This window comes from Collinsella aerofaciens (assembly GCF_015556945.1).
GTDB classification, from domain to species: domain Bacteria; phylum Actinomycetota; class Coriobacteriia; order Coriobacteriales; family Coriobacteriaceae; genus Collinsella; species Collinsella aerofaciens_AO.
The window spans coordinates 1-25,415 of record NZ_JADNNH010000034.1; the positions used below are offsets into that span (position 1 = coordinate 1).

Sequence of the window (25,415 nt, forward strand, 5' to 3'; positions counted from 1 at the left end):
GGCGTGTTGGCACCACCAGCGTAGTGGCGGCGGGGAGGCACGGTGGCCATTATTCGGTGACCGGGATTGGTCAAAATAGTTTGACTATTAGCGGCTAAAATCGCCCGGCGCTAACAGCATGGATGTAACATCTGTAGAAATCAACCCTTTTGTTGTCGACCTTTGTAAGAAAAACACTGCCATCAACTCTTTGGATGACGAAACTAGGGTGCTTGAGGGGAGCCTTTACTCCCCTCTGAGAGATGACTCATGTTTTTCGCTTGTCGTTGTGAATCCTCCGTTACTGCCGATTCCGGATGAGATTCCTTATCCCTTCGTTTGAGATGGAGGACAATCGGGTCTGGATAAAACACTTCGTATTCTTAAGGGTGGCGATACGCATTTAGAGAAAAACGGTAAATACTGCTAATAGGGGTGACGACGATGGTGCAGGGGCGACTCGCGATGCTCTCATCAATACGTCGGATACTTGGGAAATCAGGTCTAGATGCATGTATGATGATGCTGTGTGGCTATTCAATTAATCCGCGTTCCGAATGGGTGCAGGGTATAGCTGCGACATCGTATGCTTTTGACCCGGCGCGATACTCAGATATTTCTGAGGCGGTTGACGAAGTTTATACGCACTATGCCGCGCAAGGCGTTTCGGAAGTTTGCACATCTACGTTACGGGCTTAGGTTTCTTCAAGCGAGCAGGCCGGTTGCGTTATTTCGAGCGATTTTTCTAGTCTAGACGACAAAAGGCAAAGGATTTGATGGGTATAAAACGCGGACGTTTGTGGGCGGATGCTCAAATCTATTGTGGCAATCGGGCGGTTGAAAAAGATATTTCAACCGCCCGATTGCCAGGTTCGTCGGAGGAGATGTCCGATTCCGACTCTCTTGTAGGAAGAGCTTGAGATCGTATTGGCCCAAGGCAATCTTAAAGCAGTCTCATTGGCAAATCTTCGCTCCTGTTGTGTTGAGGTGTAAGGTATCAGTGATTGATGTTTTGTGGCGGGTAGATTGGGGCCTTCCTTGATTCGATGCGTTCTCTCGAGGTTCATCAGAGCAAAAGGGGCTTTCGTCTTCATTGCTATCACGGTGATTGGAACCGCTCTCTCCTATGCCATGCCATACGTGAACGGGAAATTCTTAGATTTTCTTCTCGGTAACCGCAGCGAAAGAGACGCCGTACTCTTCGCGCTCCTGGTTGCGTCAATAGGAGTTTTCTCCACCCTCTTTACTTATTTTGCAGGAACACTTTCCATTCGCATAACCACGAGACTTTCCTTTGATCTTCTCAGGGAGGCCGTCTTGCGTTTTGAAAGAGACGATTACTTGGTGAGTCGGACCATCGATCCAGCCTATACAACGCAACGGATTATTTCCGACTCCAGCGTGGTCTCATCCTTCGTTTTGGCGAATTTTATCAGTGCGCCGCTGTCCATTGTAGCCATTCCCATCGTATTGCTTATCATATGGTCAATTGATTCAACTCTCGCGGTGTTTTCCATCATTCTCCTCATCGTGTATTTCTGTGTAATTACTGGGTTGAGGAAACTTTTGTATAGGGTCACGTATGAGAAGAAAGAGGCGGACAGCGCCTTTTACGCCGCAATTGCATCGCAGCTTAATCAGATTCTCAACATTCAACTGACATCTTCGTACGGCAAGAGCGAACAAGCGCTCGACGCTGGGTTTAAGAGCTATTTTCCCAAAGTTTTGCGCTCCGGAAAGCTATCATATTCTCTGACATCGCTCGATGGTCTTTTCGCAGCGTTGTTTCAAGCGGTGATACTTGTTGTTTCCGGAGTACGAATCATTAACGGAACTATGTCAATAGGCGAGTACACTATCATCGGTACATACTTCGCGGTTCTCTTTAAGACTTTGAAAAGTATGATGTCATTGTTCAAATCCTATCAAGATGCCAAAGCATCATGGGATAGGACGGCTATCGCGACGAGAGAAAAGGAGAGATCGGGGTGGAATCGGACCGATTTAGCTAAACTCGATGAAATAAATGACATTTCGGTATCTGATTTGGAATTCTCGGTTGCCCTTCCAGACGGATCTGTCCGAGAGGTCCTCGGCGGGTTTTCTTTCAAGTTTTCCGGTCCTGGTACATATTGCATAGTTGGGGAAAACGGAAGAGGCAAGACGTCACTTCTTTACTTGATGCTCGGGCTATACTCATCGAAAGGCAAAGTAAAATACAACGGCGTGCCAATCGAAGAATGCGACTTGGATTACATACGTGCGAGAGAGATATCGTGCTGCCCACAGTCGTGCTTCGCGCCGGACGAAACGGTGAAAGAGCTGTTAGAGTATTTCGACACGCCCTTTTCTTCCTATCACCGGGGTGTAGATGGCCTACTTTCGCTGGAAAACAGCGTGAAGGAGTTGCTCGGGAAACGTTGCTCCGCGCTTTCGGGCGGTGAGCTGCGCCGAGTGTACTTATGGTCGGCGATTTCACGCAAGTCGTCAGTTTTGGTACTCGACGAGCCCACGACTGGGTTAGACGCTGTAAGCCGCGCCGAGCTTGCGGCCTATGTTAAGCGCAACAAGCAAAGCCAGCTGATCATCGTTGTCTCTCACGATGACGAGATGGTCGGCGCGGTAGAAGGGGTAGTGGATTTAGGCAGCATGTACCAGGGTAAATGATGACAAGTGTAGTGCTACCCAACTGGCAGAGATAACAAAAAGGCGATGCAGATGCACGTAGCATTCAGGCGGTTCGGACTCGGTGCCTTCACGCCATCGCAACGCTTTCAGATATAGTTCTCGTTCTCTTACTAAAGGAAACTTTAGTCTACGTCATCTTGTCGAGACAGAGGTGAAGCGAAGTGTTGTCGCGACGTATCTTATTCCAGGTGGCTCAGTATCAGCGTGAGAATCGCACCAAAGTGTACTTACGATTCTCGTGTCCCACGGACAACATGAGCTGAGCATTGAGGTTCCACCCTTTGCTGCAACTACACGGGGTTGGACGGCAATGAATATGCCGGGCCGCATACCACGCGCAGCGGGGGTCCATGTCCCAGTATGTTGCCTACAGCAGCCTCGATGTCCACGCACACATCATCTCTGCCTTCGCGTTCAATCCATTTGCCGGAGAGTGCGAGGGTTGCCAGGCCGTAGAATTCGAGCCGAACAAATGAAATGCGGTATCAGCGCATAGGATTAAACTGACGATTGCTTTGCACTGAGAATACGCTTGGAAAGCCGCTATGGGTGGCGGCCCGGGTTAAATAGAGAAGCCCGTCCGATCACTTTCATGTGGCGAACGGTCGGGCTTCTTATTCCACTTGCCAATGCTCGGCTCATATTGGAAGAAAGCTACGCTAATGTTTGCGTGACACTCCTATTTTCTCCGAAGAAAGAGTCGGATAATGAAGAATAGAATTAAAAAAGGTGCCAGATATAACGCAAATATAAAGGCTAATCCAACGAGACCTTGCAATAATGGCATAACTCCTCCCAGACACGAGATTTTGGTATTTGTTCCCATCTTATTCTGAATTGGACCAAATAGTTCCTAGCCACAAAACTACTCGTCAACTGGATCGCACCAATCTGCTGGCAAAACACAGCTTGATTCTTTATCGACATAGCACCAATCGGCAACAGGGCACTCGGCGATGTCGTAAAAATTGCATATATCAACTCCAAGACAACAAGGCTCAACGGGAGGATGTTCATTTGAACCAACAGGATGGATATGCTTCATAACAGCTCCTCACCTTAATCCAATTAGAGACTACGTTTGATCAATGCCACAGTGATCTACAACGCAGATGCTGCCGCCATCCATGTCATAGTCGCAGTAATCGTATGCACCACAGCCATCTGCTTTATCATAAACAGTACAGATGTCAGTAATGCCCAAGAGGCAGTCAAAAGACATCGGCTTCACGCCTGCCTCGTCGCCACTTCCTGGATTAATCGGATGAATATGCTTCACGACTACCTCCCTTTGAGTGCAGAAAAACCTCAATATTGTGTATAACAAACCAAGATGTCTAGTTCACCATATTTCTAGAATGGTTTCGGCGAACGTAGCAATAAGCTTCGCAGACGGTAATCAGAAGAACGAACACCTCCACAATGGTGACAGCAATGCGCTGAACCGCTTATTCCGATACAGTAGCTTCTCGTTGATTTTTCTCCTGCGAAGATGAGTGGCGGGAAATAAGGTCAAAAGCCATCTCGTAGCACATTTTTCTATATTCACATGATGCAGGGTGTAGACTCTTGGGCAAGTAGCCGTGCTCGTCTGCAGCCTCCCAGCTACAGCCCCCACCACAGAAAGACCGAGCCCAACAGTCCGTACAGTCAATTCTTTTTTCGACACCCTGACTCCAGTTTTCAATATACCTAGTTTCGTCAATTCCGGTGACGATGTTGCCCATTTTGAATCGCATCATCCCGACAAACCTGTGACAGGGGTATACGTCCCCTTCGGGAGTCACGGAAATAAAACGCCTGCCAGCCCCGCATCCGACAAAGGCGATCCTGTTGCTCATGATCAAATCAACTGCAGTTTTCAATGTTCTAAACAAGGGCTTTTCCCCTTGATCAATCTGTTTGAGATATTGATCCGCCAAATCTATTAGGCCCGCCCTGATTTTGTTTAATGAGTGTTCGTCGAGTTTGATATTCTCATCGAATGAGCTCACGGGCGAGAAGTAAATCCTTCTGAAGCCCATCTCTTTAAACTGAAGATAGTCTTCAACAAGGTTACAGTTATTATTTGTTAAGGTCGCTCTTGCGCCGAAGGGGAACGACTCGGAAAAACGACGAACGTTTTTGTCGATATCGGAGAAAGAGCCGCCTCCCGTCTTGTACGGGCGCGATGCATCGTGCTTGCATCCTGTACCATCGAGACTAATCAGAACAGAAAACCCGTGCTCCTTGAAAGAATTCACAGCAGTGTCATTCAAAAGCGTTCCGTTGGTCGTAATAGAATAGGTAAAGTTTCTATTGGGGTATATTCTTTTTGAATAGTCGACCGTTTTCCATATCAGCGGCTCGTTAATCATGGGTTCCCCACCAAAAAAGACGATCGCAAGCGTTTCGTTTTCCGATGAACTTGCGACGAGGTAGTCGACCGCCTTGAAGGCTATCTCGTCTGTCATCAGCAGAGGAGACGTTCCATAATCTCCTTTACCGGCAAAACAGTAACTACAACCAAGGTTGCATGCATGTGAAACGTGGAGTTCGATGGATCTAAGTTTTCGAGGCGTGTCTTTTGTTAAGAAAGTCCGCTCAGACAATCGTTGATACTCATCAATGTCGTCTTCAAGTTCTGCTATGGTCGTTTGGTCGTAGCCTTTCGCAGCAAGTGACTTTGTTAGCAACTTCGAGTTGACCGTTCTTCCCGATGCTTCAAATATGCGAAGCGCATCTTCTGATGCTTGGTCAACCTGAAAGCAATTGCGAGTGACCTCATCGAAGCAGTAACGACGATCACTTACTGAGAAAAAATGCATACGTTCCTCAATTTCATGCTGGACTGGCACTAACCTTGTTTATTGTTGCGCAGCTATAAAAAACCACCAGCGGGGATTCGGTGTGCGGCCCAATCGGACTCCCAAAAGGTTCTATTTGAGACTGGCAAGCTTTGTGTTGTTGGCACTTCGACAGCGCTCTTTATTCCAACATGGAGCCTCGCAGTTTGAGTCGACTTGCCTCTGGAAGGTCCGATCTTAACTTGATTTAGGATGAAAACAGATTACAGGCGCGCTCCTCTAGAAAGAAAGGAAACCAATCGCCGCCTTTCACCAGGAAAGTTTTTATAGCCCACCTCGAGCAAAATGAAAGATGCGAGAGCGATTGGGGAACAACGCGAATCTCCCCTTTTGGGTGGGAGCGAGCCTTCAGCCACCGGCGAACGACTCGCCCTGGTCAGAATCTGGAAGTGGTGCCGGGCCGCTTGGGCCTCCCCGGTGACTTCGTGGGGCTTACCTGCCTGACGTCGAGGAGTACATCCGCAAGATTCGTTCCCTATGCCGTTTGCTCTCACGCCCGCCTTAGTTCCAAGTCGGGCGAGCCGCCGCGCTCATGCGACCCGTGGCGGCGACACGTCGACGCCGCGCTCGCTGAGCACATCTTCGGTCGCGGGCGAGCACGAGGTCGCGCCGGCGCATCCGCTGGGACTGCTGTGCGTGCAAAACGGCTACGTGGTGAGCGTCCCGCGCTGGATTCAGCCGAGTGAGGAAGGCGTTGAGATCGGCGCGCTGGCAACGGGGGAGGGCGGCATCACCGACGACGTCTCGGCCCGCCATGCCCATATCTGGTGCGACGAGTCTGGCGCATGGTTTGTCGAGGACCTGTCGTCCACTAACGGCACCGTGGTGGTAAACGGGGCCACGAGTGTGTGTATTCAAGTAGAGCCCGGCCGTTCCGCCCAGCTCAATCCCGGCGACGAGCTCAAGCTCGGCGAATCCACTACCTACGCCATCCTCTTCGGTGCCCTCTAGCCAGTCCTGCCAAATGATCCCTCCGTCCCCAAGGGATCATTTTGCTCCCGGCAGTCACCCGAGGTAAACCTTTACCGCACGCCTATATTTGCCGAAATTACACTTGACGGCGGGGTACAATAAGCCCGCATGCGGATTTCCGTTGCGGGCGCTTCCCATCGCCGGGGCGTGCCCGGGAGCATCCGGCATGCGGCCTTTGCGGCGCTCGGTCATGTGCAAGACGGGCGGTCGGGTCTGTGGGGCGCATCAGCTGCTCCTCGCCTCGGCATGTCTTCTCTCCACGCCACGTACCTGCTGCTGAGCCTGCCTGCCAGATGATTGGAAGCAACAGCGTAAATCCCATCACGCCAACATCCCGGCGATCGCCGGGGCCTGTATACCTATATGAGAGGAGAGGGGTATATGGCGCGTAAGTTTAAGTCTATGGACGGCAACGAGGCGGCCGCATATGTTTCGTATGCGTACACCGAGGTAGCGGGAATCTATCCCATTACGCCGTCCAGCCCGATGGCCGACCATGTCGACCAGTGGGCGGCCCAGGGTCGCAAGAATATCTTCGGCACCCCGGTCAAGGTCGTCGAGATGGAGTCCGAGGCAGGTGCTGCCGGTACCGTTCACGGTTCGCTGGGCGCCGGTGCTCTGACCACCACCTACACGGCTTCTCAGGGTCTGCTCCTGATGATTCCGAACATGTACAAGATCGCGGGCGAGCAGCTCCCGGGCGTCTTCCACGTCTCCGCGCGTTGCGTCGCTTCCCACGCCCTGAACATTTTTGGCGATCACTCCGACGTCATGGCTTGTCGTCAGACCGGCTTCGCCATGCTCGCCGAGGGCAACGTCCAGGAGGTCATGGACCTCTCGCCGGTGGCTCACCTTGCCGCCATCGAGGGTAAGACCCCGTTCCTTAACTTCTTCGACGGCTTCCGCACCAGCCACGAGATCCAGAAGGTCGCCATGTGGGACTACAAGGATCTGGCCGAGATGTGCGACATGGACGCCGTCCAGGCTTTCCGCGACCACGCGCTCAACCCTGAGCACCCGCACACCCGCGGTAGCCACGAGAACGGCGATATCTTCTTCCAGAACCGTGAGGCCTGCAACAAGGTCTACGACGAGCTTCCCGCCGTCGTCGAGGGCTACATGAAGAAGATCAACGAGAAGCTCGGCACCGATTACGGCCTGTTCAACTACTACGGCGCTCCCGATGCCGATCGCGTCGTCGTGTGCATGGGCTCCTTCTGCGACGTGCTCGAGGAAGTCATCGACTACCTCAACGCTCACGGCGAGAAGGTCGGCCTGGTCAAGGTTCGTCTGTTCCGTCCGTTCTCCATCAAGCACTTCGTCGACGTTCTCCCCGAGACCGTCCAGAAGATCGCCGTCATGGACCGTACCAAGGAGCCGGGTTCCATCGGCGAGCCGCTCTACCAGGACGTCGTCTCCGCTCTCTACGAGGCCGGCAAGACGGGCATCAAGGTCGTCGGCGGCCGTTATGGCCTGGGCAGCAAGGACACGCCTCCCGCGTCCGCGTTCGCTGTCTTCGAGGAGCTCAAGAAGGACGAGCCCAAGCGCGAGTTCACCATCGGCATTGTCGATGACGTGACCAACCTGAGCCTGCCCGAGGCCGAGGATACGCCCAACACCGCAGCCCCCGGCACCATCGAGTGCAAGTTCTGGGGTCTGGGTGGCGACGGTACCGTCGGCGCCAACAAGAACTCGATCAAGATCATCGGCGACCACACCGACAAGTACGTCCAGGCCTACTTCCAGTACGACTCCAAGAAGACCGGCGGCGTCACCGTCTCGCACCTGCGCTTTGGTGATTCCCCGATTCGCTCGCCGTACTACGTGACCAAGGCCGACTTTGTCGCCTGCCATAACCCCAGCTACATCGTTAAGGGCTTCAAGATGGTCCGCGACGTCAAGCCGGGCGGCACCTTCCTGGTCAACTGCCAGTGGAGCGACGAGGAGTTCGCCGAGCACATGCCCGCCGTGGCCAAGCGCTACATCGCGAACAACCACGTCAACGTTTACCTGATTGACGCTATCGACCTGGCCGCCAAGGTCGGCATGGGCAAGCGCACCAACACGGTGCTCCAGTCCGCCTTCTTCGCGCTGGCCAAGGTCCTGCCCGCCGAGGACGCCCTGCAGTACATGAAGGACGCGGCTACCAAGTCCTACATGAAGAAGGGCCAGGCCATCGTCGACGCCAATCACAAGGCCATCGATGCCGGCGCTACCGCTTTCCGTAAGTTCGAGGTTCCGGCCGACTGGGCTACCGCCGAGGATGTTGCTCCCGTCGAGCTCTCCGAGGAGACCAAGTCCGCTATCGCCCAGCAGGTCAAGAACCTGCTCGAGCCCATCGATCGCATGGACGGCGACAGCCTGCCCGTTTCCGCCTTTGTCGATTGCGCCGACGGCCAGTTTGAGCTGGGCGCCTCCGCATACGAGAAGCGTGGCGTCGCCGTGGTCGTTCCTCACTGGGACGAGACCAAGTGCATCCAGTGCAACCAGTGCGCCTATGTGTGCCCGCATGCCACCATCCGTCCGTTCGCGATGACCGAGGACGAGGCTGCCGCCGCGCCCGAGGCTACCCGCACGCTCGACGCCATGGGCCCCAAGGCCAAGGGCATGAAGTTCACCATGGCTGTGTCCCCGCTCGACTGCATGGGTTGCACCAACTGCGTCAAGGTTTGCCCCAAGGGCGCCCTCGAGATGGTTCCCACCGAGCAGGAGATGGACCAGCAGCCCGTTTGGGACTACATGGTCGAGAACGTCTCCGAGAAGAAGGAGCTCATCGCGGCCAACGTCAAGGGTAGCCAGTTTAAGCAGCCCTACCTGGAGTTCTCGGGTTCCTGCGCCGGCTGCGCCGAGACCGCCTATGCACGTCTGGTGACCCAGGTCGCCGGCGACCGCATGTTCATTTCCAACGCCACCGGCTGCTCCTCCATTTGGGGTAACCCCGCTGCCACCGCTCCTTACTGCAAGGACAAGGACGGTCACGGCCCGGCGTGGAACAACTCCCTGTTCGAGGACAATGCCGAGCACGGTCTGGGCATGGCCGTCGGTTACGAGGCCGTCCAGCACAAGCTGATCGCCGCTACCCAGGACATCATCGCTGCCGATGGTCCGTCCGATGAGCTCAAGGCTGCCGGCCAGGCTTGGATCGACTCCGTCAACGACGCCGAGGCCTCCAAGACCGCTGCCGCTGCCTACGTTGCCGAGCTCGAGAAGTGCGGCTGCGACGCTTCCAAGGCGATCCTCGCCGACAAGGCTTACCTCACCAAGAAGTCCTTCTGGATCTTCGGTGGCGACGGTTGGGCCTACGACATTGGCTTCGGTGGCCTGGACCATGTCCTGGCTTCCGGCCACAACGTCAACGTCTTCGTCTTCGACACCGAGGTCTACTCCAACACCGGCGGTCAGGCCTCCAAGGCCTCGAACTTGGGCCAGGTTGCTCAGTTCGCCGCTGCCGGTAAGGTGACCAAGAAGAAGTCCCTGGCCGAGATTGCCATGAGCTACGGCTATGTCTACGTGGCGCAGGTCGCCATGGGCGCCAACCCGGCTCAGACCCTCAAGGCCATCCACGAGGCCGAGGCCTACGACGGCCCGTCCCTCATCATCGGCTACAGCCCCTGCGAGATGCACTCCATCAAGAAGGGTGGCATGCAGAACTGCCAGGCCGAGATGAAGAAGGCTGTCGAGTGCGGTTACTGGAACCTCTTCCGCTTCAACCCCGAGGCTGCTGCCGGCAAGAAGTTCTCGCTCGATTCCAAGGAGCCCGCGGGCGGTTATCAGGAGTTCCTGATGAACGAGGCCCGTTACGCTTCGCTGACGCGTTCCTTCCCCGAGCGCGCCGAGGAGCTCTTCAAGGAGAATGAGCAGGCCGCTATGGACCGCTATCAGCACCTGCTGAAGCTCAAGACGGTGTACAACGAGGCCTAAGTCTCCCACCGCAGGATCTGAGGGCTAACCTTCGCGGACGTCCTCGGACATGAAAGAACCCCCGCTGCGCACTACGTGCGGCGGGGGTTCTTTCGTTCTGCGGAGTGTCCGCGAAGGTCAGCCCTCAGATCCTGCTACGACTACGTCCTTGGATTGTGTGGGCGGATGAAGGGCGTAGTTGGTCGGGTATTCCGTCCCCTTCGCTGTTTCGCGGCTTTGCCGCGAAACCTCGCGCCACTTTGGGGATGGATGGGGGACTTGGCCGTTGCCGCTTTTTCGGAGCTCTTCTTTATTCCTTTTGTTGGATGAAAAGCCCCTTGTTTTTGCAGGGGTGCATACTCGACTTATATGTGCATAGAATCTCGTATAGTGCGAGTAAGATATTGCGCTGTCTGTTTTGTGTTTAGCAAAGATATAGTTTGCATAATCTGGTTTAATCCCTGCTCTATTAAAATAAAGTTGCACGTAAATGGCGTAGATATGCTTGAGCTGGGGTTCTGTACGCTGAGCGGATAAAAACGACCGTTCACCGTTCCGCTATTTTCAAAATGAATAAAATGAGCGATAAAGAGAATATAAACCTTAATAAACTCGCGTATCGCACGGACGCGGGTTATTAATGGGTTGTAGGCCTTTTACAGAAAGGATTCCAGCAATGTCTAAGCCTCTTGGCAAGCCCGATCGTATTGTCGTCGCCCTTGGCGGCAACGCCCTCGGCAACAACCCCGTCGAGCAGATCGAGGCCGTGAGCAACACCGCCCATGCCCTCCTCGGCCTCATCGAGCAGGGCAACGAGATCATCATCACCCACGGCAACGGCCCGCAGGTCGGCATGATCCAGAACGCCTTCGCCGCTGCCCACGATGCCATCGGTACCCCCGAGATGCCGCTGCCCGAGTGCGGCGCCATGTCCCAGGGCTACATTGGTTATCACCTGCAGCAGGGCATCGGCCGCGAGATGCACAAGCGCTATAAGCGTTGGCACGCCGCCACCGTCGTCACCCAGATCGAGTGCGATCCGGATGATCCCGCGTTCAAGAACCCGACCAAGCCGATCGGCCCCTTCTACACCGAGGAGCAGGCCAAGGAGTTCATGGCCGAGGATCCCTCCAAGGTCTTCGTCGAGGATTCCGGCCGCGGCTGGCGTCGCGTCGTCGCTTCCCCCGATCCCAAGAAGATCGTCGAGGCTGACTCCATCCTCAACCTGCTCGACAACGAGTTCATCGTCATCGCCTGCGGTGGCGGCGGCATCCCCGTCGTCCGCGACTACGAGAACAAGGGCTGCTACAAGGGCGTTCCCGCCGTCATCGACAAGGACCTGGGCGGCGAGCTGCTGGCCGAGGACTGCGACGCCGACGTTCTGTTCCTGCTGACCGCCGTTGAGCATGTCGCCATCAACTTTGGCAAGCCCAACCAGGAGGAGCTCGAGGACCTCACCGCCGACGAGGCCGAGCGCCTGGCCGACGAGGGCCAGTTCGGCAAGGGCTCCATGGAGCCCAAGGTCCGCGCTGCCATCAAGTTCGCCCGTTCCCGCAAGGGCCGCACCTGCATCATCGGCGCTCTGGACAAGGCCGCCGAGACCATGGCCGGCCTCTCCGGTACCCGCATTCACGAGTAGTCTCTACTCTGTTGCCTCTCTCGTGGGCGCTAGGCAAAGCGCCCACAAACTAGCCTCTCTTCATGAGCCCCGCAGTCCGCTCCGACTGCGGGGCTTTTGCTATTCACCTAGTCATTGGGGACGTTCTTAAATGACTAGTCAAACAAGAGCGTCCCCAATGACCACTCATTTAAGTCTGTCCCCAATGACTAGTAGTAGGCCCACATGGCTTCGACTTCGTTGAGGACCTCTACGACGCCCCAGCGGCGGGCGCTGCGGCTGGCCGAGTTGGGGTCGTAGACGCCAATCTGGTTGGCGTCGTCGATGCCGTAGAGCACGATGTAGTGGCCTACGTTGGTAAATGTACCGGGGCGCACTGCGGCGATGACGGGCGCACCCGAGCGAAGTGCTTGGGTAATCGATTCGCGATCGTTATAGAGCTGTGTTCCGTTGAGCCCCAGCTGCCACGCACCGCCTGTCATAAACGACCACTCGGTGGCACCAGTGGGGGCGTAGTTGCCGGCTTCGGCCAGCGCGCATATATCGACCGGCGTCTTATCGGTATGGCCGGTCTTAAAGATATAGACCATGGTGAGGCAGGTAGGACCGCAAGCGTTTTCGCGAATAGTGCCACCGGCATAGGGCAGCTCCGACCATGCGGGGTCAATTTGGTAGATGTGGGGCATGGTGCCGGCCTGCCATTGCGAGCGTGGGGTCGAGAACGCAAAGGAGTAACCGGGTGCGACGGGAGCTTTAAGCAGCTTGTCCTCGGCAGTGGGCTCAAGACCGGCTGATCCGTGGGAGATACAGGATCCCAAAAACACAAAGACGAGGCAGGCGGCGATGGAGCAAAGCGCAAGGCGTAGGCGGCGGGCCGGAAGCGCGTGGCTTGTGGTGTGCGACGCGGGGTGAGGGGCGGAATTGCCGCGATCGCGTTGAGGTCGCGAAAAGGAGCGCTTGACGTAGTAGTCGGTCTTACGGCGATCGTAGCGGCGTGGCTGCGATGTGTCGGTCTGACGTTGGCGTGTGCTCGTACTGACGCGGTCTGACTGCTGCACGGTACGGCTTTGCTGCCGCGAAGAAGCCCCGGGCTGCTCTTGGGGGCGCTGCGGGTTGTCGTTGTCGGAGGTGCTTCTGGGCGTTGGCGTGGTGCGGCCGGCAAGGCGCACGCTTTGTGGCCGTTGGTCGCCGTCATTGTATCCGTATGCCATTCGAATCACCTTGCCTCATGTGTAACTTGTCTATCCTACATAAAAAGATGCACGACACATGGGCATGTGCGCCAAAAGCCTGACAAATGGTATGAACGTTGCCGCGCCGCGCGCCAAGCGCCACGGCAACAGGTATTCAAAAGCAGACAAGATGAAAGCGTCCAAGACGAATGACGTCTCCCGCCGTTCGTCCCAAAAACGGTGCCGCTCGTTTTGCAGTTCTGCCTTCGGTCGAGCTGCGAGCGGCGCTGCTGCGCCAAGGCCGTATCTTAAAGCCATGGAATAAAAGCGCGCGGCAAAACGGACCGCGCAAGGGGTGACGCCAAGGGCGTCAAAAAGGAAAGGAGGGGAACAATGGCGGACAAGAACGCAGAAGTTGCAGTCGGGGATAACGGCGGCATGAAGAAAACGCTTTCGCTCTGGAACTTCTTCACCATCGGTTTCGGTGCCATCATCGGTACCGGTTGGGTTCTGCAGGTCGGCGACTGGATGGTCGTGGGCGGCGGTCCCGTTCCCGCTATGATCGCATTCCTCTTGGGTGCAATCTTCCTCGTGCCCGTCGGAGCTGTTTTCGGTGAGCTCACGGCTGCTATCCCCATCTCGGGCGGCATCGTCGAGTATGTCGATCGTAGCTTTGGCCGTACGCTGAGCTACATCACCGGATGGCTTTTGGCCCTGGGCAACGGCATCCTGTGCCCGTGGGAGGCCATCGCTATCTCGACCCTCGTGTCCGAGATGTTCGGCAGCCTGCCCGGTCTTGAGTGGCTGCGTGCCGTCAAGCTCTATACCATCCTGGGCGCCGACGTTTACCTGTTCCCGACGCTGATCGCGCTCGGCTTTGCAACCTACGTCATCTTCCTCAACTTCCGCGGTGCCAGCTCGGCCGCCAAGCTGCAGGCCTTCCTGACCAAGGCCCTGCTCTGCGGCATGCTGCTCGCCATGGGCGTCTCGCTGTTCACCGGCTCGCCGGACAACGCCATGCCCGTGTTCTCCCAGGTCACCGGTGCTGGCGGCGGCAAGCCTGCTACCGAGGGCACCAGCCTGTTCGCAGGCATCGTTTCGGTCCTGGTTCTGACCCCGTTCTTCTACGCCGGTTTCGACACCATTCCTCAGCAGGCTGAGGAAGCGGCCGAGGGCCTCAACTGGAACAAGTTCGGCAAGATCATCTCCCTGGCCCTGCTGGCCGCAGGCGGCTTCTACATGGTCTGCATCTACTCGTTCGGCACCATCCTCGACTGGCATGAGTTCGTTAAGAGCCCGGTTCCCGCGCTTGCCTGCCTCAAGGGCATCAACATGCTCCTGTACCTGGCCATGCTCGTCATCGCCACGCTTGGACCCATGGGCCCGATGAACTCCTTCTACGGCGCCACGAGCCGCATCATGCTCGCCATGGGCCGAAAGGGCCAGCTGCCCGAGAAGTTCGCCGAGGTCGATCCCAAGTCCGGCGCTCCCAAGCTCGCCTGCGTCGTTCTGGGCGTCATCACCGTCGTCGGTCCGTTCCTGGGCAAGAACATGCTCATCCCTCTGACCAACGTGTCGGCTCTCGCCTTCATCTTCTCCTGCGGCATGGTCGCCCTCGCTTGCCTGCGCATGCGCTTCACCGAGCCCGACCTGCCTCGTCCCTACGAGGTGCCCGGCGGCAAGTTTGGCATCAGCCTCGCTATCGTTGCCTGCGGCACCATCATTGGCCTGCTCGTGATCCCGTTCTCTCCCGCCTCCCTCAACATGGTGGAGTGGAGCATCGTGATCGGCTGGTTGGCTATTGGCCTGGCTCTCATGGCTTTCACCAATTCCCGCAAAAAGTAACGCCTAGCCGGGGCGGATCGGGTGCGCGGGACCCTCTCTCCCGCGCACCGAACCCGGCACCACTTGGGTAGCTTTGTGAGGCCTTAACCCAACACGGCCTCGCCCACTATATGGATCCATAAGGAGGAACCATGTCCACTAAGTATGCAATCGTTGGCGGTAAGCTCATCGACGGTACCGGTGCCGAGCCGGTCGAGAACTCCCTCGTTCTCGTCGACGACAACGGCAAGATCGAGTACGCCGGTGCTATGCAGGACCTTCCCGAGGGCGTTGAGGTTATCGACGCCGCCGGCAAGACCGTCCTTCCCGGCCTGATCGACACCCACCTGCACTTCTCGGGCAACCTGACCGACGATGACACCGATTGGGTCATGCAGCCGCTCCTCGAGAAGCAGGCCGTCGCCGTGAAGCAGGCCTACGACTGCCTCACCCACGGCCTCACCACCGTCTGCGAGATCGGCCGCTTTGGTATCCAGATCCGTGACTGCATCGACAAGGGCGTCTTCAAGGGCCCGCGCGTTCTGGCCACCGGCCTTGGCTTCTGCCGCGTTGCCGGCCACGGCGACTCCCACCACTGCAGCCAGGAGCTCAACAAGGAATCGCACCCCTGGGGCGATCAGGTCGACGGTCCTTGGGATCTGCGCAAGGCCGTCCGTCGTCGCCTGCGCGAGAACCCCGATGCCATCAAGATCTGGGCTACCGGTGGCGGCATCTGGCGCTGGGACTCCGGCCGCGACCAGCACTACTGCTCCGAGGAGATTCAGGCCGTGGTCGAAGAGGCCAAGATGGTCGGCATCCCCGTGTGGAGCCACTGCTACAACAACCACGCCGCTGCCTACGATTCCGTTCGCTTTGGCTGCGAGCAGCTGATTCACGGCTTCGATATCGATGAGCGTACCATGGACCTCATGGCCGAGCAGGGCACCTTCTTCACCCCGACGATCGCCTTCCTGCCCACCTGGTACGCCACCTATCCGCCCGTCTACGTCCCCGAGCTGCACGACAAGTACGAGGGCACCCTGGTCGAGAAGGAGCTGCAGCGCAACTACGACTGCCTGCGCGAGGCCAAGAAGCGTGGCGTCGTCATGACGATCGGCTCCGACTCCTTCTCCTTCGTCACCCCGTACGGCACCTGCTCCATCGAGGAGATGTACGAGTTCGTCGACAAGATCGGCTTCACCCCGGTCGAGACCATCACCTGTGCCACCCTCAACGGTGCCAAGATGTGCCACATCGAGGACGAGACCGGTTCCATCGAGGCCGGCAAGTGCGCCGACCTGCTGGTCGTCAACGGTGACGTCGCCGCCGACATCCACGTGCTCAACACCGACAACATGGACGTCATCATGAAGGACGGCTGGATTGTCGAGGCCGGTACCTTCGGCGAGGCAAACAAGTACAGCGCCTAAGCTACCGTTCATCGATGGCTTGATGTAAAACACAGTATTTGATTGCATAATGCAATGGAGAGGGTCGCTTGCGGCCCTCTTTATTGCTATGGGGTGCGTCAGTAAGAAGGGGATGACAGTGGATCTCAATAGGCTGATTCTGGGCAAGAGCTACAACTCTACCAAGGTCTTTCGTACCGCTCAGCATGTGGTTCAAGCCATCTTGCTCGGTATTGTCGTTCCGCTGCTTATCCTGCTGCTCATCTGGGATCTAACCGATAATCCCAATCCCGTTCCGGCCGTTGTCGTCATTGCCGGCTTGGTCATGCTGTGCTTCTTCTTCTCGTACGTCTTTGTCGTTCCCGACGACCTCACATCGAGCGCAACCGACCGCACGCTCGCCATCGCTTCAAAAATATTCGCCTACACGTCGCGCGGCCTTACGCCCGAAGCTGCCCTGGGCGCCTCTAAGATCATCCTGTCCGAAACTATCGCCTCTGCCATCTGCTTTACCGACGGCAAGCAGGTGTTGGCAAGCTGGGGCGAGGACTCGGCAAAATGCCCCGCGGGCACCCCGGTGGTGCTGCGGACTACGCTCAACGTGATCAACAGCGGTGAGCAAAGCGTGTTCTCGCGCGATGCCTCGACCGAGACAGGTGGCTACTTTCCGCGCCTGCGCGCCGGTATTGTCGCACCGCTTACCGTGCGCGGGCATTGCGTGGGCACGCTCGAGCTGTATTATCCCCGTCTGAGCAGCATCGATATGCGCCAGACGGCGCTTGCCTCGGGCTTTGCCGACCTCATTTCCACGCAGCTTGCGAGCTTTGAGCTCGAGCGCCAGGACGAGCTTACGGCCCGCGTGGAGCTGCGCGCCTTGCAATCGCAAGTCGATCCTCATTTTCTATTCAATACCATTAGCACGATCGTGTCGCTCGTTCGAACCGAGCCCGACAAGGCGCGATCGCTGCTGATCGACTTCTCCAACTACTACCGTCAGACGCTTTCTGATTCCGATACCCTCACAACGCTCGAGCACGAGGTGGAACAGGGCACTCGCTATATCAATCTTATGCAGGCCCGGTATGGCGACGGCCGTCTGCGCGTCTCGGTCGATATCGACTTTGAGGTGCGCGATTGCATGGTGCCGCCGTTTATCTTGCAGCCGTTGCTCGAAAACTGCATCAAGCACGCGCAGCGCGAGACCGAGCCGCTTTCTATTCATGTTAGGGCTTTCGAGACCGATGACGGTTTGGAGATCATCGTCGAGGACGACGGCATCGGTATGAGCGAAGAAGTCTGTGCGCATCTGTTTGAGCAGCATCGCCGAGAGGAGCCCGAGAGCATTACCGCCGACGGCTCCGTCAAGCGAGGTTGCGGCCTGGCGCTCTTCAACGTGCTTCAGCGCATCCATTTCTTTTACGGAGAAGATTCCGGCATGCGCGTGAAGTCCCAGGAGGGCGTGGGAACGCAGGTCATCGTCGAGCTGAACGGCGAGCCGCATGAGCCCGCGCCGTTGACGGCGTAGCACGCGGTTGGATTGAGAGAAAAAGAGGGGAAGCACATATGTCCGAAGGCTGGAACATCTTGGTGGTTGATGACGAGCCTCCCATTAGGGCTGAGCTACGCTATCTGTTGGAAAAGGATGCGCGTGTGGGCCAGATTGCCGAGGCGGGCAATGTCACCGAAGCCGTGGAGTCGATTCTGTCGAACAAGCCCGACGTGTTGTTTTTAGACATTACCATGCCCGGTCGCTCGGGAATTGAGCTTGCCGAGACGCTGCAGAACCTAAAGACGCCGCCGGTCGTGGTGTTTGTGACGGCGTTTGCCGAGTTTGCCGCCGATGCGTATAACCTCGATGCTGTCGACTATGTCGTCAAGCCGGTCGAGGACGCACGCCTGTCAAAGGCACTCGACAAGATCGAGACAGCCTTGGGTGCCCGTCGTGTTATCCACGCTCCGCGCCAGCCTTTGCGTCTGACGGTGGACCGCGGGGGCAAAAAGGTGTTCATTCCCGCCGCAGACGTCTGCTACTTTGAGGCGCGTGCCGATTTTTGCAATGCCATCTGCGCCGAGGGAACGTACCTGATCAATGAGTCGATCTCTTCGCTCGAGCGTCGCTTGGTCTCCGAGGGCTTTATTCGCGTTCATCGCAGCTATCTGGTCAATTTGGAAGACGTGCACAATGTCGAGATCGGTTCCACGGGTCTTATGGAGCTCAGGCTCGATCGCGTAACCTCGATGGTGCCCGTGTCCCGCCGTCGCGCTGCCGAGGTTAAAGCACACTTGGGGCTTGCGTAGACGGTCTGCGTGCCGTCGTTTACCATCGCAGGTTTGGCATGGGCGCGCGGTGGGCATAATGGGTGGCATCGAATGAAATCGAAAGGATCATTATGCCCGCGCTTATCACCCATCATCTGTTTGGCGAGGAAAGCATCGACCGTCTTCCGCAGGGCGTCATCACGTCCGATGAAGAGCGCATTGCCTTTATCTTGGGCAACCAAGGCCCCGACCCGTTTTTCTTTCACATTCTGACACCGCGTGTTTCCGACTGCACGCTGCTGGCGCAGGTCATGCATCGGTCGCGCATGTCTCGCCAGTTCGCGTGCCTGCGCGACGGCGTGTCGCATCTGCTGCCGCGCGACGCCAGCTTGGGTCGTGCCTTTGCGCTGGGCCTGCTGTCTCATTACGTGCTCGACCGCAACGCCCATCCTTTTGTCTATGAGCAGCAGTTTGGCATCGTGGAGTCCGATTCAGAGCTTGAGAATTCGAGCAGTCAGGTCCATGCCGTGATCGAGAGCGACCTGGATGTGCTGATGCTGCAGCTTAAACGCGATGGCGCTACGGTCGACGATTACCCGCCGGCGGGCGAGATCGTCACCACCGATCGCATCAATCGCGTGGCCGGCGTGCTGATGAGCTATGTTGCCGGACGCGTGTACGGCATTGACATTCCGGCGGGGGAGTACGGTGCTGCCGTTGCCAATATGCAGCGACTTTACCGCGCGATTGAGCCGGCCGGCTCCGCAAAGACGCGCGCGATCTCGTTGGTTGAGGGCTTGGTGCACGACTACTCGCTGCTCGACGGCCTTGCTCATCGCGTGACGACGGAGCTGCCCGAGCGCACCGGTAACCTGGGCCATCTGACATGGAAGAATCCCTTTACCGACGAGGTCTCGAACGAGAGTTTCCCCGAGGTCTTTGATCGCGCGCTGGTCGATTACGAGTGCACGGTCGCACGTTTTATCGAGACCGGTGACATGGATGCCGTGACCGGCCACATCAACTACAGCGGTCGCGTGCTCGAAGCCGATGAGGAGTTCGACCGCGAGGAATAGGGCCTGTGCGTGCCCCTTTGCCGAATCCTTACCGGTGCTTCTGGACAATTGGGGTACGATGAACTAACTGCATATCGGGCGAATACGAAGGGTCCCTGTCCATGAAATACACCAAGCTCGAGCGTAACTGGGTTATGTATGATGTGGGCAATTCGGCCCTTGTGCTGCTCAATACCTCGGTGGTGCCCATTTACTTTAACGCCATCAATACCGGCGCTTCCTCGGCCGACCTGGTGGTCGCCTGGGGCAATGCGCAGACGATCGCCTCGCTGGTCATCGCCATGCTCATGCCCATTCTGGGCGCGCTTGCCGACTACGCTGGCAACAAGATCAAGTTCTTCTTGGGCTTCTTCCTCACGGGCCTGGTGCTTTGCCTGGCGCAGGCTATCCCAATGTCCGCCATGGCATTTTTGACCGTGTACGTGCTGTGCACCATCGGCCTTAACTCTTCTATGACGTTCTACGACGCCATGCTGCCCGACATTACCACCGACGAGCGCATGGACGCCGTGTCCAGCTCGGGCTATGCCTGGGGCTACATCGGTTCCACCGTGCCGTTCGTCATCTGCCTGGCGCTCATCATGGGTGGCCCCGCTCTTGGCGTCCCTACCATGCTGGCAACGCGTCTGTCGTTTATCATCACTGGTGCCTGGTGGCTCATCTTTACCCTGCCGCTCATTCGCACCTATAAGCAAAAGTACGGTCGCGAGCGCGGTCCCGAGGACACTATCGGCCACATCGTGGGCGGTGTGTTCTCCGAGGTCGGACACACCATGCGCGAGATCGCCCACAACAAGACCGTGCTGGTCTACATGATCGCGTTCTTCTTCTATATCGACGGTGTGCACACGGTCATTTCCATGGCAACCAGCTACGGATCGGCCTTGGGCATTGATTCGACCCAGTTGGTCCTGGCGCTGCTCGTTACGCAGTTCGTGGCCTTTCCGTCCGCCATCATCTACGGCAAGCTCGCCGGACGCGTGGGCACGCTCAACATGATCCTGGTGGCCGTCGCCGCCTACATGGGCATTGTGCTGTTTGCCGCGTTCTTCCTAAAGACCGCCTTCGAATTCTGGGTGCTTGCCATTATGGTCGGCCTGTTCCAGGGCGGCGTGCAGGCGCTCAGCCGTAGCTACTTTGGCCGCATTATCCCTAAGGAAAAATCCAACGAGTACTACGGCTTCTTTGACATCTTTGGTCGTTATGCAAGCGTCATGGGCACCTTCCTGGTGTCGGTCGTCACCTCGTTGACCGGCAACCCGTCACTGGGCGTCCTTTCCATTGGCGTGTTGCTGATCGTTGGCTTTATGCTGCTGGTCCGCCTGTCCCGCATGACTCGGGCGGCAGAGCATGCCGCATAGGAGCGAGCAGCTATTGTGCCTGTCCACGGTACTCTTTTGGGGTTATCCGCAATAAACATTGCGACTTGCGAGCAATGATTTGCCCAAGTGGGTATGATGGAATCAGCTAGGTCGCGGGGCGTCGCCTGTGTTTGGCGGCGTCCCGTTTTTGTGTTGCAGGGAGGGTAAGGCATGAACGCCACAGTCGTGATTCCAACGTATTGGGCGGGCGATGACGCTTGCGCAAACGCCCCTGGCACCTATGACCATTCGACACGACTCAACGCCGACAATCCCGAACTCGACCGCTGCCTGGCCTCGCTCGAGCAGGTGCGCGACATTCCGAGGATTATCCTTTTGGTGGTTTGCCCCATCTCGGCTACGGCTGATGTGTCGAAGCGCGTCCACGAAATCGTCGACGCGCACCCTACGCTCAAGGTCACCGTGGTTACCAACACCCAGGCATCGCGTATCGCCGACCGTGTGGCGCAGATTGCTCCCAAGGGCTCGGGCGAGTGCGTGAGTCTGCGCGGATACGGCGCCATTCGCAATATGGGGCTTGCCTGCGCTGCGGTGCTCGGCCACGATGCCGTTGTCTTTTTGGATGACGACGAGACCGTTATCGATGCCGACTTTATGAAGCGCGCGACCTATGCACTGGGCCAGCAGACGCGTCAAGGCCTGCCGATTTTGGTTAAGAGCGGTTACTTTTACGATCGAGACGGATCGCCGTTGGCGCCCACAGACAAGGTGGGCATTTGCCATCGTTGGTGGACCAAACGCATCGAGTTTAATCGCTGGATGAAAAAGGCGCTCTCGGGCACCCGTATTTCGCGTTCAAACTACGTGTGCGGCGGCCTTGTGGCGCTTCATGCCCGCGCCTTTACCCGTGTGGCGTTTGACCCGTTTATCACCCGAGGCGAGGACCTAGATTACCTCTTTAACATGCGCATGTTTGGCTACGACGTGTGGTTTGACAACGAGTGGGTCGTTCGTCACCTGCCGCCCGAGTCCGAGAAGCGCTCGCCGCGCTTTATGCAGGATGTGTACCGTTGGTACTACGAGCGTGCCAAGCTGACATTTGCCGCGCACCAGCAGGAGCTCGTTCCCGTCACGGCCGCGTCGCTCATGCCCTATCCGGGCCCGTGGATTTCGCGCGAGCTCGACGACCGCGTGCGCAAAACCGCCATGGTCCGCAGCATGTTTACCCGCGAGCACGAGGGATACCTGCGCATTTGGCGTCACGGTATTGACGAGGCCAGGACCTACGCGCGCCAAAACGCCGCAAGCTACCTGCGTTTCCAGAGCTTCTGGCCCAAGATCATGGACGGGCTCTGGCACGACGCACAACTGACCAGCATCCTGGAGGGGACTGAATGATCGACCGCCGCGCCCAGCGCGATAATTCAATATCAATCTTTCGCGTGATCGCCGTTGTCTGCGCCATTTGCGTGCTGGTGTACTTTATTTTTGCCCTGGCGACTGGAATCGAGCCGATCGCGACCGTGGTCGCCTGCGCACTGCTGTGCATCTTTCTGTGCATTTTTATCTATTTGACGCTCAATCCCGATTCGGTGCGTTCGCAGTACACCGAAGAGACACTCTCGGTGGCCTCTGCCATGCTCGAGGACATCAAAGGCGGTCTGACGCAGGAGTCGGCGCGTCTGGTGTGCCGGCGCATTTTGCCCGAGACGCGTGCCATGACGGTTGCCATCACCGACGAGAGCAACGTGCTGGCCTGCGCGGGCGAGTTTGAGGAAAAGCTGCTGCCCGATTCGCCCATCCACACACTTGCCACGCGCTACGTCATCGAGCACGGTATCGTCCAGTCGTTCAACCGTGTGGTGGACGTGGTGGGTTCGGATGGCTCGCACAACCATGTTCCCGCCGGTATCATCGCTCCTATCAAGGTGGGTGACCGCACCGTCGGCACGCTCAAGTTCTACTACAAGACCCCGCGTGCCGTCGACCGCACTCAGTACGCGCTTGCCTCGGGTTTTGCCGAGATCCTGTCCACGCAGCTCGCCATCCACGAGCTCGAGGTGCAAAAGGAGCTCACGGCCCGTGCCGAGGTGCGTGCCCTGCAGGCGCAGATCAACCCGCACTTCCTGTTCAACACGCTCAACACCATCGCGTCGTTTACGCGTACCGATCCGCTGCGCGCCCGCGAGCTGCTGCGCGAGTTCTCCTCGTTCTATCGCGCCACGCTCGACAATTCGGGCTCGCTCATTCCCGTGTCGCGCGAGGTCGCGCAGACCAAGCGCTACCTGACGTTTGAGAAGGCGCGCTTTGGCGAGGATCGCGTGCTGGCGACCTTCGACGTGTCCGAGGACGTCGAGGACACGCTGGTGCCGGCATTTGTAATCCAGCCAATCGTCGAGAATGCCGTGCGCCATGGTATGGGCGACGACGATGCACTGAGGATCGACGTGTCGGTCCACAGGGATGGCGAAGATGCGATTTTGATTGTGGTCGCCGATAACGGCGTGGGCATGGACGAAGGCACCGCTGCCAGACTGTTTGACGAACGCTCCGCCCGTCCCGACGCCAGCTCCCCGCAGGGCGGCGGCGCCGGTGTGGCCATGCACAATATTTCGGAGCGCATCCATCGCTTTTATGGACCGCACTCTTATACACGCGTCGAATCGGCCCCGGGCAAGGGCGCTAAAGTGCTCCTGCATCTCGATTTGTCGGAGAGCATCTTCGACATTCAAGAGTAGAATGATAGGTTACGGGTTTAACGCTAGTTGGCGGATGCCCGACGTAGTTAGTTGACGAAAGGTTTTATCCCTATGCTGCGTGCGATGATTGTGGATGATGAGGCCCCGGCCCGTTCGGAACTTCGCTTCTTGCTCGAGCAGACGGGCAAGATCGGCACGATCACAGAAGCGTCGAGCGTTCGCTCCGCTATCGAGATGCTTATGGAGAGCCGCGTCGATGTTGTGTTCCTCGATATCTCGATGCCTGGCGCTTCGGGTCTGCAACTTGCCGAGGCACTGCATAAGCTCAAGAATCCGCCGGCGATCGTATTCGTAACCGCGTACAGCGATCATGCGGTCGAGGCGTTTGATGTGGATGCCGTCGACTATCTGATGAAGCCGGTCGAGGAGGCTCGCCTGGATCGAGCGATCGATAAGGTTATGCAACGCGCCAAGCCTGTCACGGACAGCAAGGTGACCATCGAGCGCATCCCGGTGGAAAAGGGCGGCCGCAAGGTCCTCATCCCCGTGGACGACATTCGCTTTATTATGGCCAAGGACGATTACTCCTGTATTTATACGGTCGATGACCGCTTTTTGTCCACGACCTCGCTGGCACAGTTCGAGGCCAAGCTCTGCGACTTTGGCTTCTTCCGCGTTCACCGCCGCTATATCGTCAACTTGGCGTGTGTCACCGACGTCGAGACGGTTCCCTCGGGCGCTATCCAGCTGGGCATTACGGGCGTCGACGAACGCGTACCGGTTTCGCGCCGTCGCGTCGTACCGCTCAAAAAGGCCCTGAGCCTCTAGTACACCTGCCCCGCAGCCCTGTAGACCAAAATCGTCTGCGGAGCCGTGGGGCTTTTTGCATGAATGCACCAAATCTTTTTGCGGAAGGGATCCCATGAACAGTGCAAGCGCCAAGCGTATCGACATTATCTCGGACACCCACGGCTATCTTTCGCCTGCGCTCCTGGACGAGCTTAAGGGTGCGGATCTGATTATCCATGCCGGCGACCTTACGTCGGAGATGGACTACGAACACCTGCGCACCATTGCCCCCGTGCGAGCGGTGCTGGGTAATAACGACTACTACCGCGACTACGGCCCCGATGTGGACCGCTTGGCGCTCTTTACCTACGAAGGCCTCAAGTTTGCCGTAGCCCACTACCGCGAAGACCTTCCGGTTGGATCCGTAGACGTAGCTATCAACGGTCACACCCACGTAACCAAAGAAGCCCAAGTGGGTCGCTGCCTGGTCCTCAACCCAGGCAGTGCCAGCTATCCAAGAGGCACCCGAGGCCCCACCATGGCCAGAATGCTCGTCAAGGACGGCAAGATTCTGAGCATCAAATTTATTGACCTAGAGTAGGTGCAACAAAAACGGGGGATGCAGATCGCATCTCCCGTTTTTCTTTGAGCCAAAGGCCGAAGTTCAACAACAATCTTAGACAACCCCGCCGAGGAGAACGGGGGCCTCGAGCCGCGGAAGCGGCGAGGAACAAAGTCTTTGAAGCAAGTGACGGCAGGGAGGGTCTCCGGGGCCGGCTGGCGCGGGTTGAGTTTGTCGCGAGTTCCGCACGCAAAGGAAAGCACTTAATGTGCTTTCCGTCTTGCGCAGGACTGTAGAGCA

At 57.4% G+C, this 25,415-nt stretch carries 19 protein-coding genes; 15 read left to right on the plus strand and 4 right to left on the minus strand.

Annotated elements, in window-relative coordinates; all coding sequences use genetic code 11:
* The first annotated feature begins 118 nt into the window (after positions 1-118).
* Both I2F59_RS10095 and I2F59_RS08880 read left to right on the plus strand, forming a co-directional pair.
* Positions 119-322 carry a class I SAM-dependent methyltransferase gene (locus tag I2F59_RS10095; RefSeq protein WP_411161351.1) on the plus strand — a complete coding sequence of 68 codons (204 nt, stop codon included), beginning with the start codon at positions 119-121 and terminating at the stop codon, positions 320-322.
* Between the two features lie 695 nt (positions 323-1,017).
* On the plus strand, positions 1,018-2,646 hold the full coding sequence (locus I2F59_RS08880) for an ATP-binding cassette domain-containing protein (RefSeq protein ID WP_117564924.1): 1,629 nt from the start codon (positions 1,018-1,020) through the stop codon (positions 2,644-2,646).
* A gap of 886 nt (positions 2,647-3,532) precedes the next feature.
* Here the strand turns inward: I2F59_RS08880 and I2F59_RS08885 are convergent.
* The 3 genes from I2F59_RS08885 to I2F59_RS08895 form a co-directional block, all read right to left on the minus strand.
* Entirely contained in the window at positions 3,533-3,712 is a 180-nt protein-coding gene (locus I2F59_RS08885; protein WP_147324165.1) for a hypothetical protein, read from the minus strand.
* A 30-nt stretch (positions 3,713-3,742) separates the two neighbouring features.
* The gene (locus I2F59_RS08890) at positions 3,743-3,946 is read right to left on the minus strand and encodes a hypothetical protein (RefSeq protein WP_124785779.1); all 204 of its coding nucleotides are present in this window, start codon (positions 3,944-3,946) and stop codon (positions 3,743-3,745) included.
* Positions 3,947-4,115: 169 nt separating this feature from the next.
* Positions 4,116-5,474, minus strand: coding sequence for a radical SAM/SPASM domain-containing protein (locus tag I2F59_RS08895; protein WP_082421808.1), 1,359 nt, complete (start codon positions 5,472-5,474; stop codon positions 4,116-4,118).
* A 516-nt stretch (positions 5,475-5,990) separates the two neighbouring features.
* Here I2F59_RS08895 and I2F59_RS08900 point away from each other — a divergent pair.
* The 3 genes from I2F59_RS08900 to arcC all read left to right on the plus strand — a co-directional run bounded on the left by I2F59_RS08900 (position 5,991) and on the right by arcC (position 12,024).
* Positions 5,991-6,464, plus strand: coding sequence for an FHA domain-containing protein (locus tag I2F59_RS08900; RefSeq protein WP_195241094.1), 474 nt, complete (start codon positions 5,991-5,993; stop codon positions 6,462-6,464).
* Between the two features lie 402 nt (positions 6,465-6,866).
* A complete protein-coding gene (nifJ, locus tag I2F59_RS08905; RefSeq protein ID WP_195503921.1) occupies positions 6,867-10,406 on the plus strand; it encodes a pyruvate:ferredoxin (flavodoxin) oxidoreductase in 3,540 nt (1,179 codons plus the stop codon).
* Between the two features lie 655 nt (positions 10,407-11,061).
* Positions 11,062-12,024 (plus strand): carbamate kinase, encoded by a 963-nt coding sequence (gene arcC, locus I2F59_RS08910; protein WP_006235166.1) that lies wholly within the window; start codon positions 11,062-11,064, stop codon positions 12,022-12,024.
* Between the two features lie 188 nt (positions 12,025-12,212).
* Here arcC and I2F59_RS09955 read toward each other — a convergent pair whose 3' ends face one another.
* Positions 12,213-13,214, minus strand: a complete 1,002-nt coding sequence (locus I2F59_RS09955; protein WP_229028295.1) for a C39 family peptidase — start codon at positions 13,212-13,214, stop codon at positions 12,213-12,215.
* A gap of 354 nt (positions 13,215-13,568) precedes the next feature.
* On the opposite strand from I2F59_RS09955, the gene I2F59_RS08920 reads away from it, so the two are divergent.
* The 10 genes from I2F59_RS08920 (at position 13,569) to I2F59_RS08965 (ending at position 25,154) form a co-directional block, all read left to right on the plus strand.
* Entirely contained in the window at positions 13,569-15,020 is a 1,452-nt protein-coding gene (locus I2F59_RS08920; RefSeq protein WP_195503922.1) for an APC family permease, read from the plus strand.
* A 131-nt stretch (positions 15,021-15,151) separates the two neighbouring features.
* Entirely contained in the window at positions 15,152-16,429 is a 1,278-nt protein-coding gene (locus I2F59_RS08925; RefSeq protein WP_117633809.1) for a metal-dependent hydrolase family protein, read from the plus strand.
* A gap of 112 nt (positions 16,430-16,541) precedes the next feature.
* Positions 16,542-17,933, plus strand: a complete 1,392-nt coding sequence (locus I2F59_RS08930; RefSeq protein WP_226790488.1) for a sensor histidine kinase — start codon at positions 16,542-16,544, stop codon at positions 17,931-17,933.
* A gap of 38 nt (positions 17,934-17,971) precedes the next feature.
* Positions 17,972-18,706 (plus strand): LytR/AlgR family response regulator transcription factor, encoded by a 735-nt coding sequence (locus tag I2F59_RS08935; RefSeq protein ID WP_195503924.1) that lies wholly within the window; start codon positions 17,972-17,974, stop codon positions 18,704-18,706.
* A 92-nt stretch (positions 18,707-18,798) separates the two neighbouring features.
* Positions 18,799-19,743, plus strand: a complete 945-nt coding sequence (locus I2F59_RS08940; RefSeq protein ID WP_195503925.1) for a zinc dependent phospholipase C family protein — start codon at positions 18,799-18,801, stop codon at positions 19,741-19,743.
* A 101-nt stretch (positions 19,744-19,844) separates the two neighbouring features.
* Positions 19,845-21,104 carry an MFS transporter gene (locus tag I2F59_RS08945; protein ID WP_006235159.1) on the plus strand — a complete coding sequence of 420 codons (1,260 nt, stop codon included), beginning with the start codon at positions 19,845-19,847 and terminating at the stop codon, positions 21,102-21,104.
* A gap of 171 nt (positions 21,105-21,275) precedes the next feature.
* Entirely contained in the window at positions 21,276-22,463 is a 1,188-nt protein-coding gene (locus I2F59_RS08950; protein ID WP_195503926.1) for a glycosyltransferase, read from the plus strand.
* The gene (locus I2F59_RS08955; protein WP_195503927.1) at positions 22,460-23,803 is read left to right on the plus strand and encodes a histidine kinase; all 1,344 of its coding nucleotides are present in this window, start codon (positions 22,460-22,462) and stop codon (positions 23,801-23,803) included. Before I2F59_RS08950 ends, I2F59_RS08955 begins: the two co-directional genes overlap by 4 nt.
* Positions 23,804-23,875: 72 nt before the next feature.
* On the plus strand, positions 23,876-24,592 hold the full coding sequence (locus I2F59_RS08960; protein WP_118080682.1) for a LytR/AlgR family response regulator transcription factor: 717 nt from the start codon (positions 23,876-23,878) through the stop codon (positions 24,590-24,592).
* Between the two features lie 94 nt (positions 24,593-24,686).
* Positions 24,687-25,154 carry a YfcE family phosphodiesterase gene (locus I2F59_RS08965; RefSeq protein ID WP_195503928.1) on the plus strand — a complete coding sequence of 156 codons (468 nt, stop codon included), beginning with the start codon at positions 24,687-24,689 and terminating at the stop codon, positions 25,152-25,154.
* Positions 25,155-25,415 lie beyond the last annotated feature (261 nt).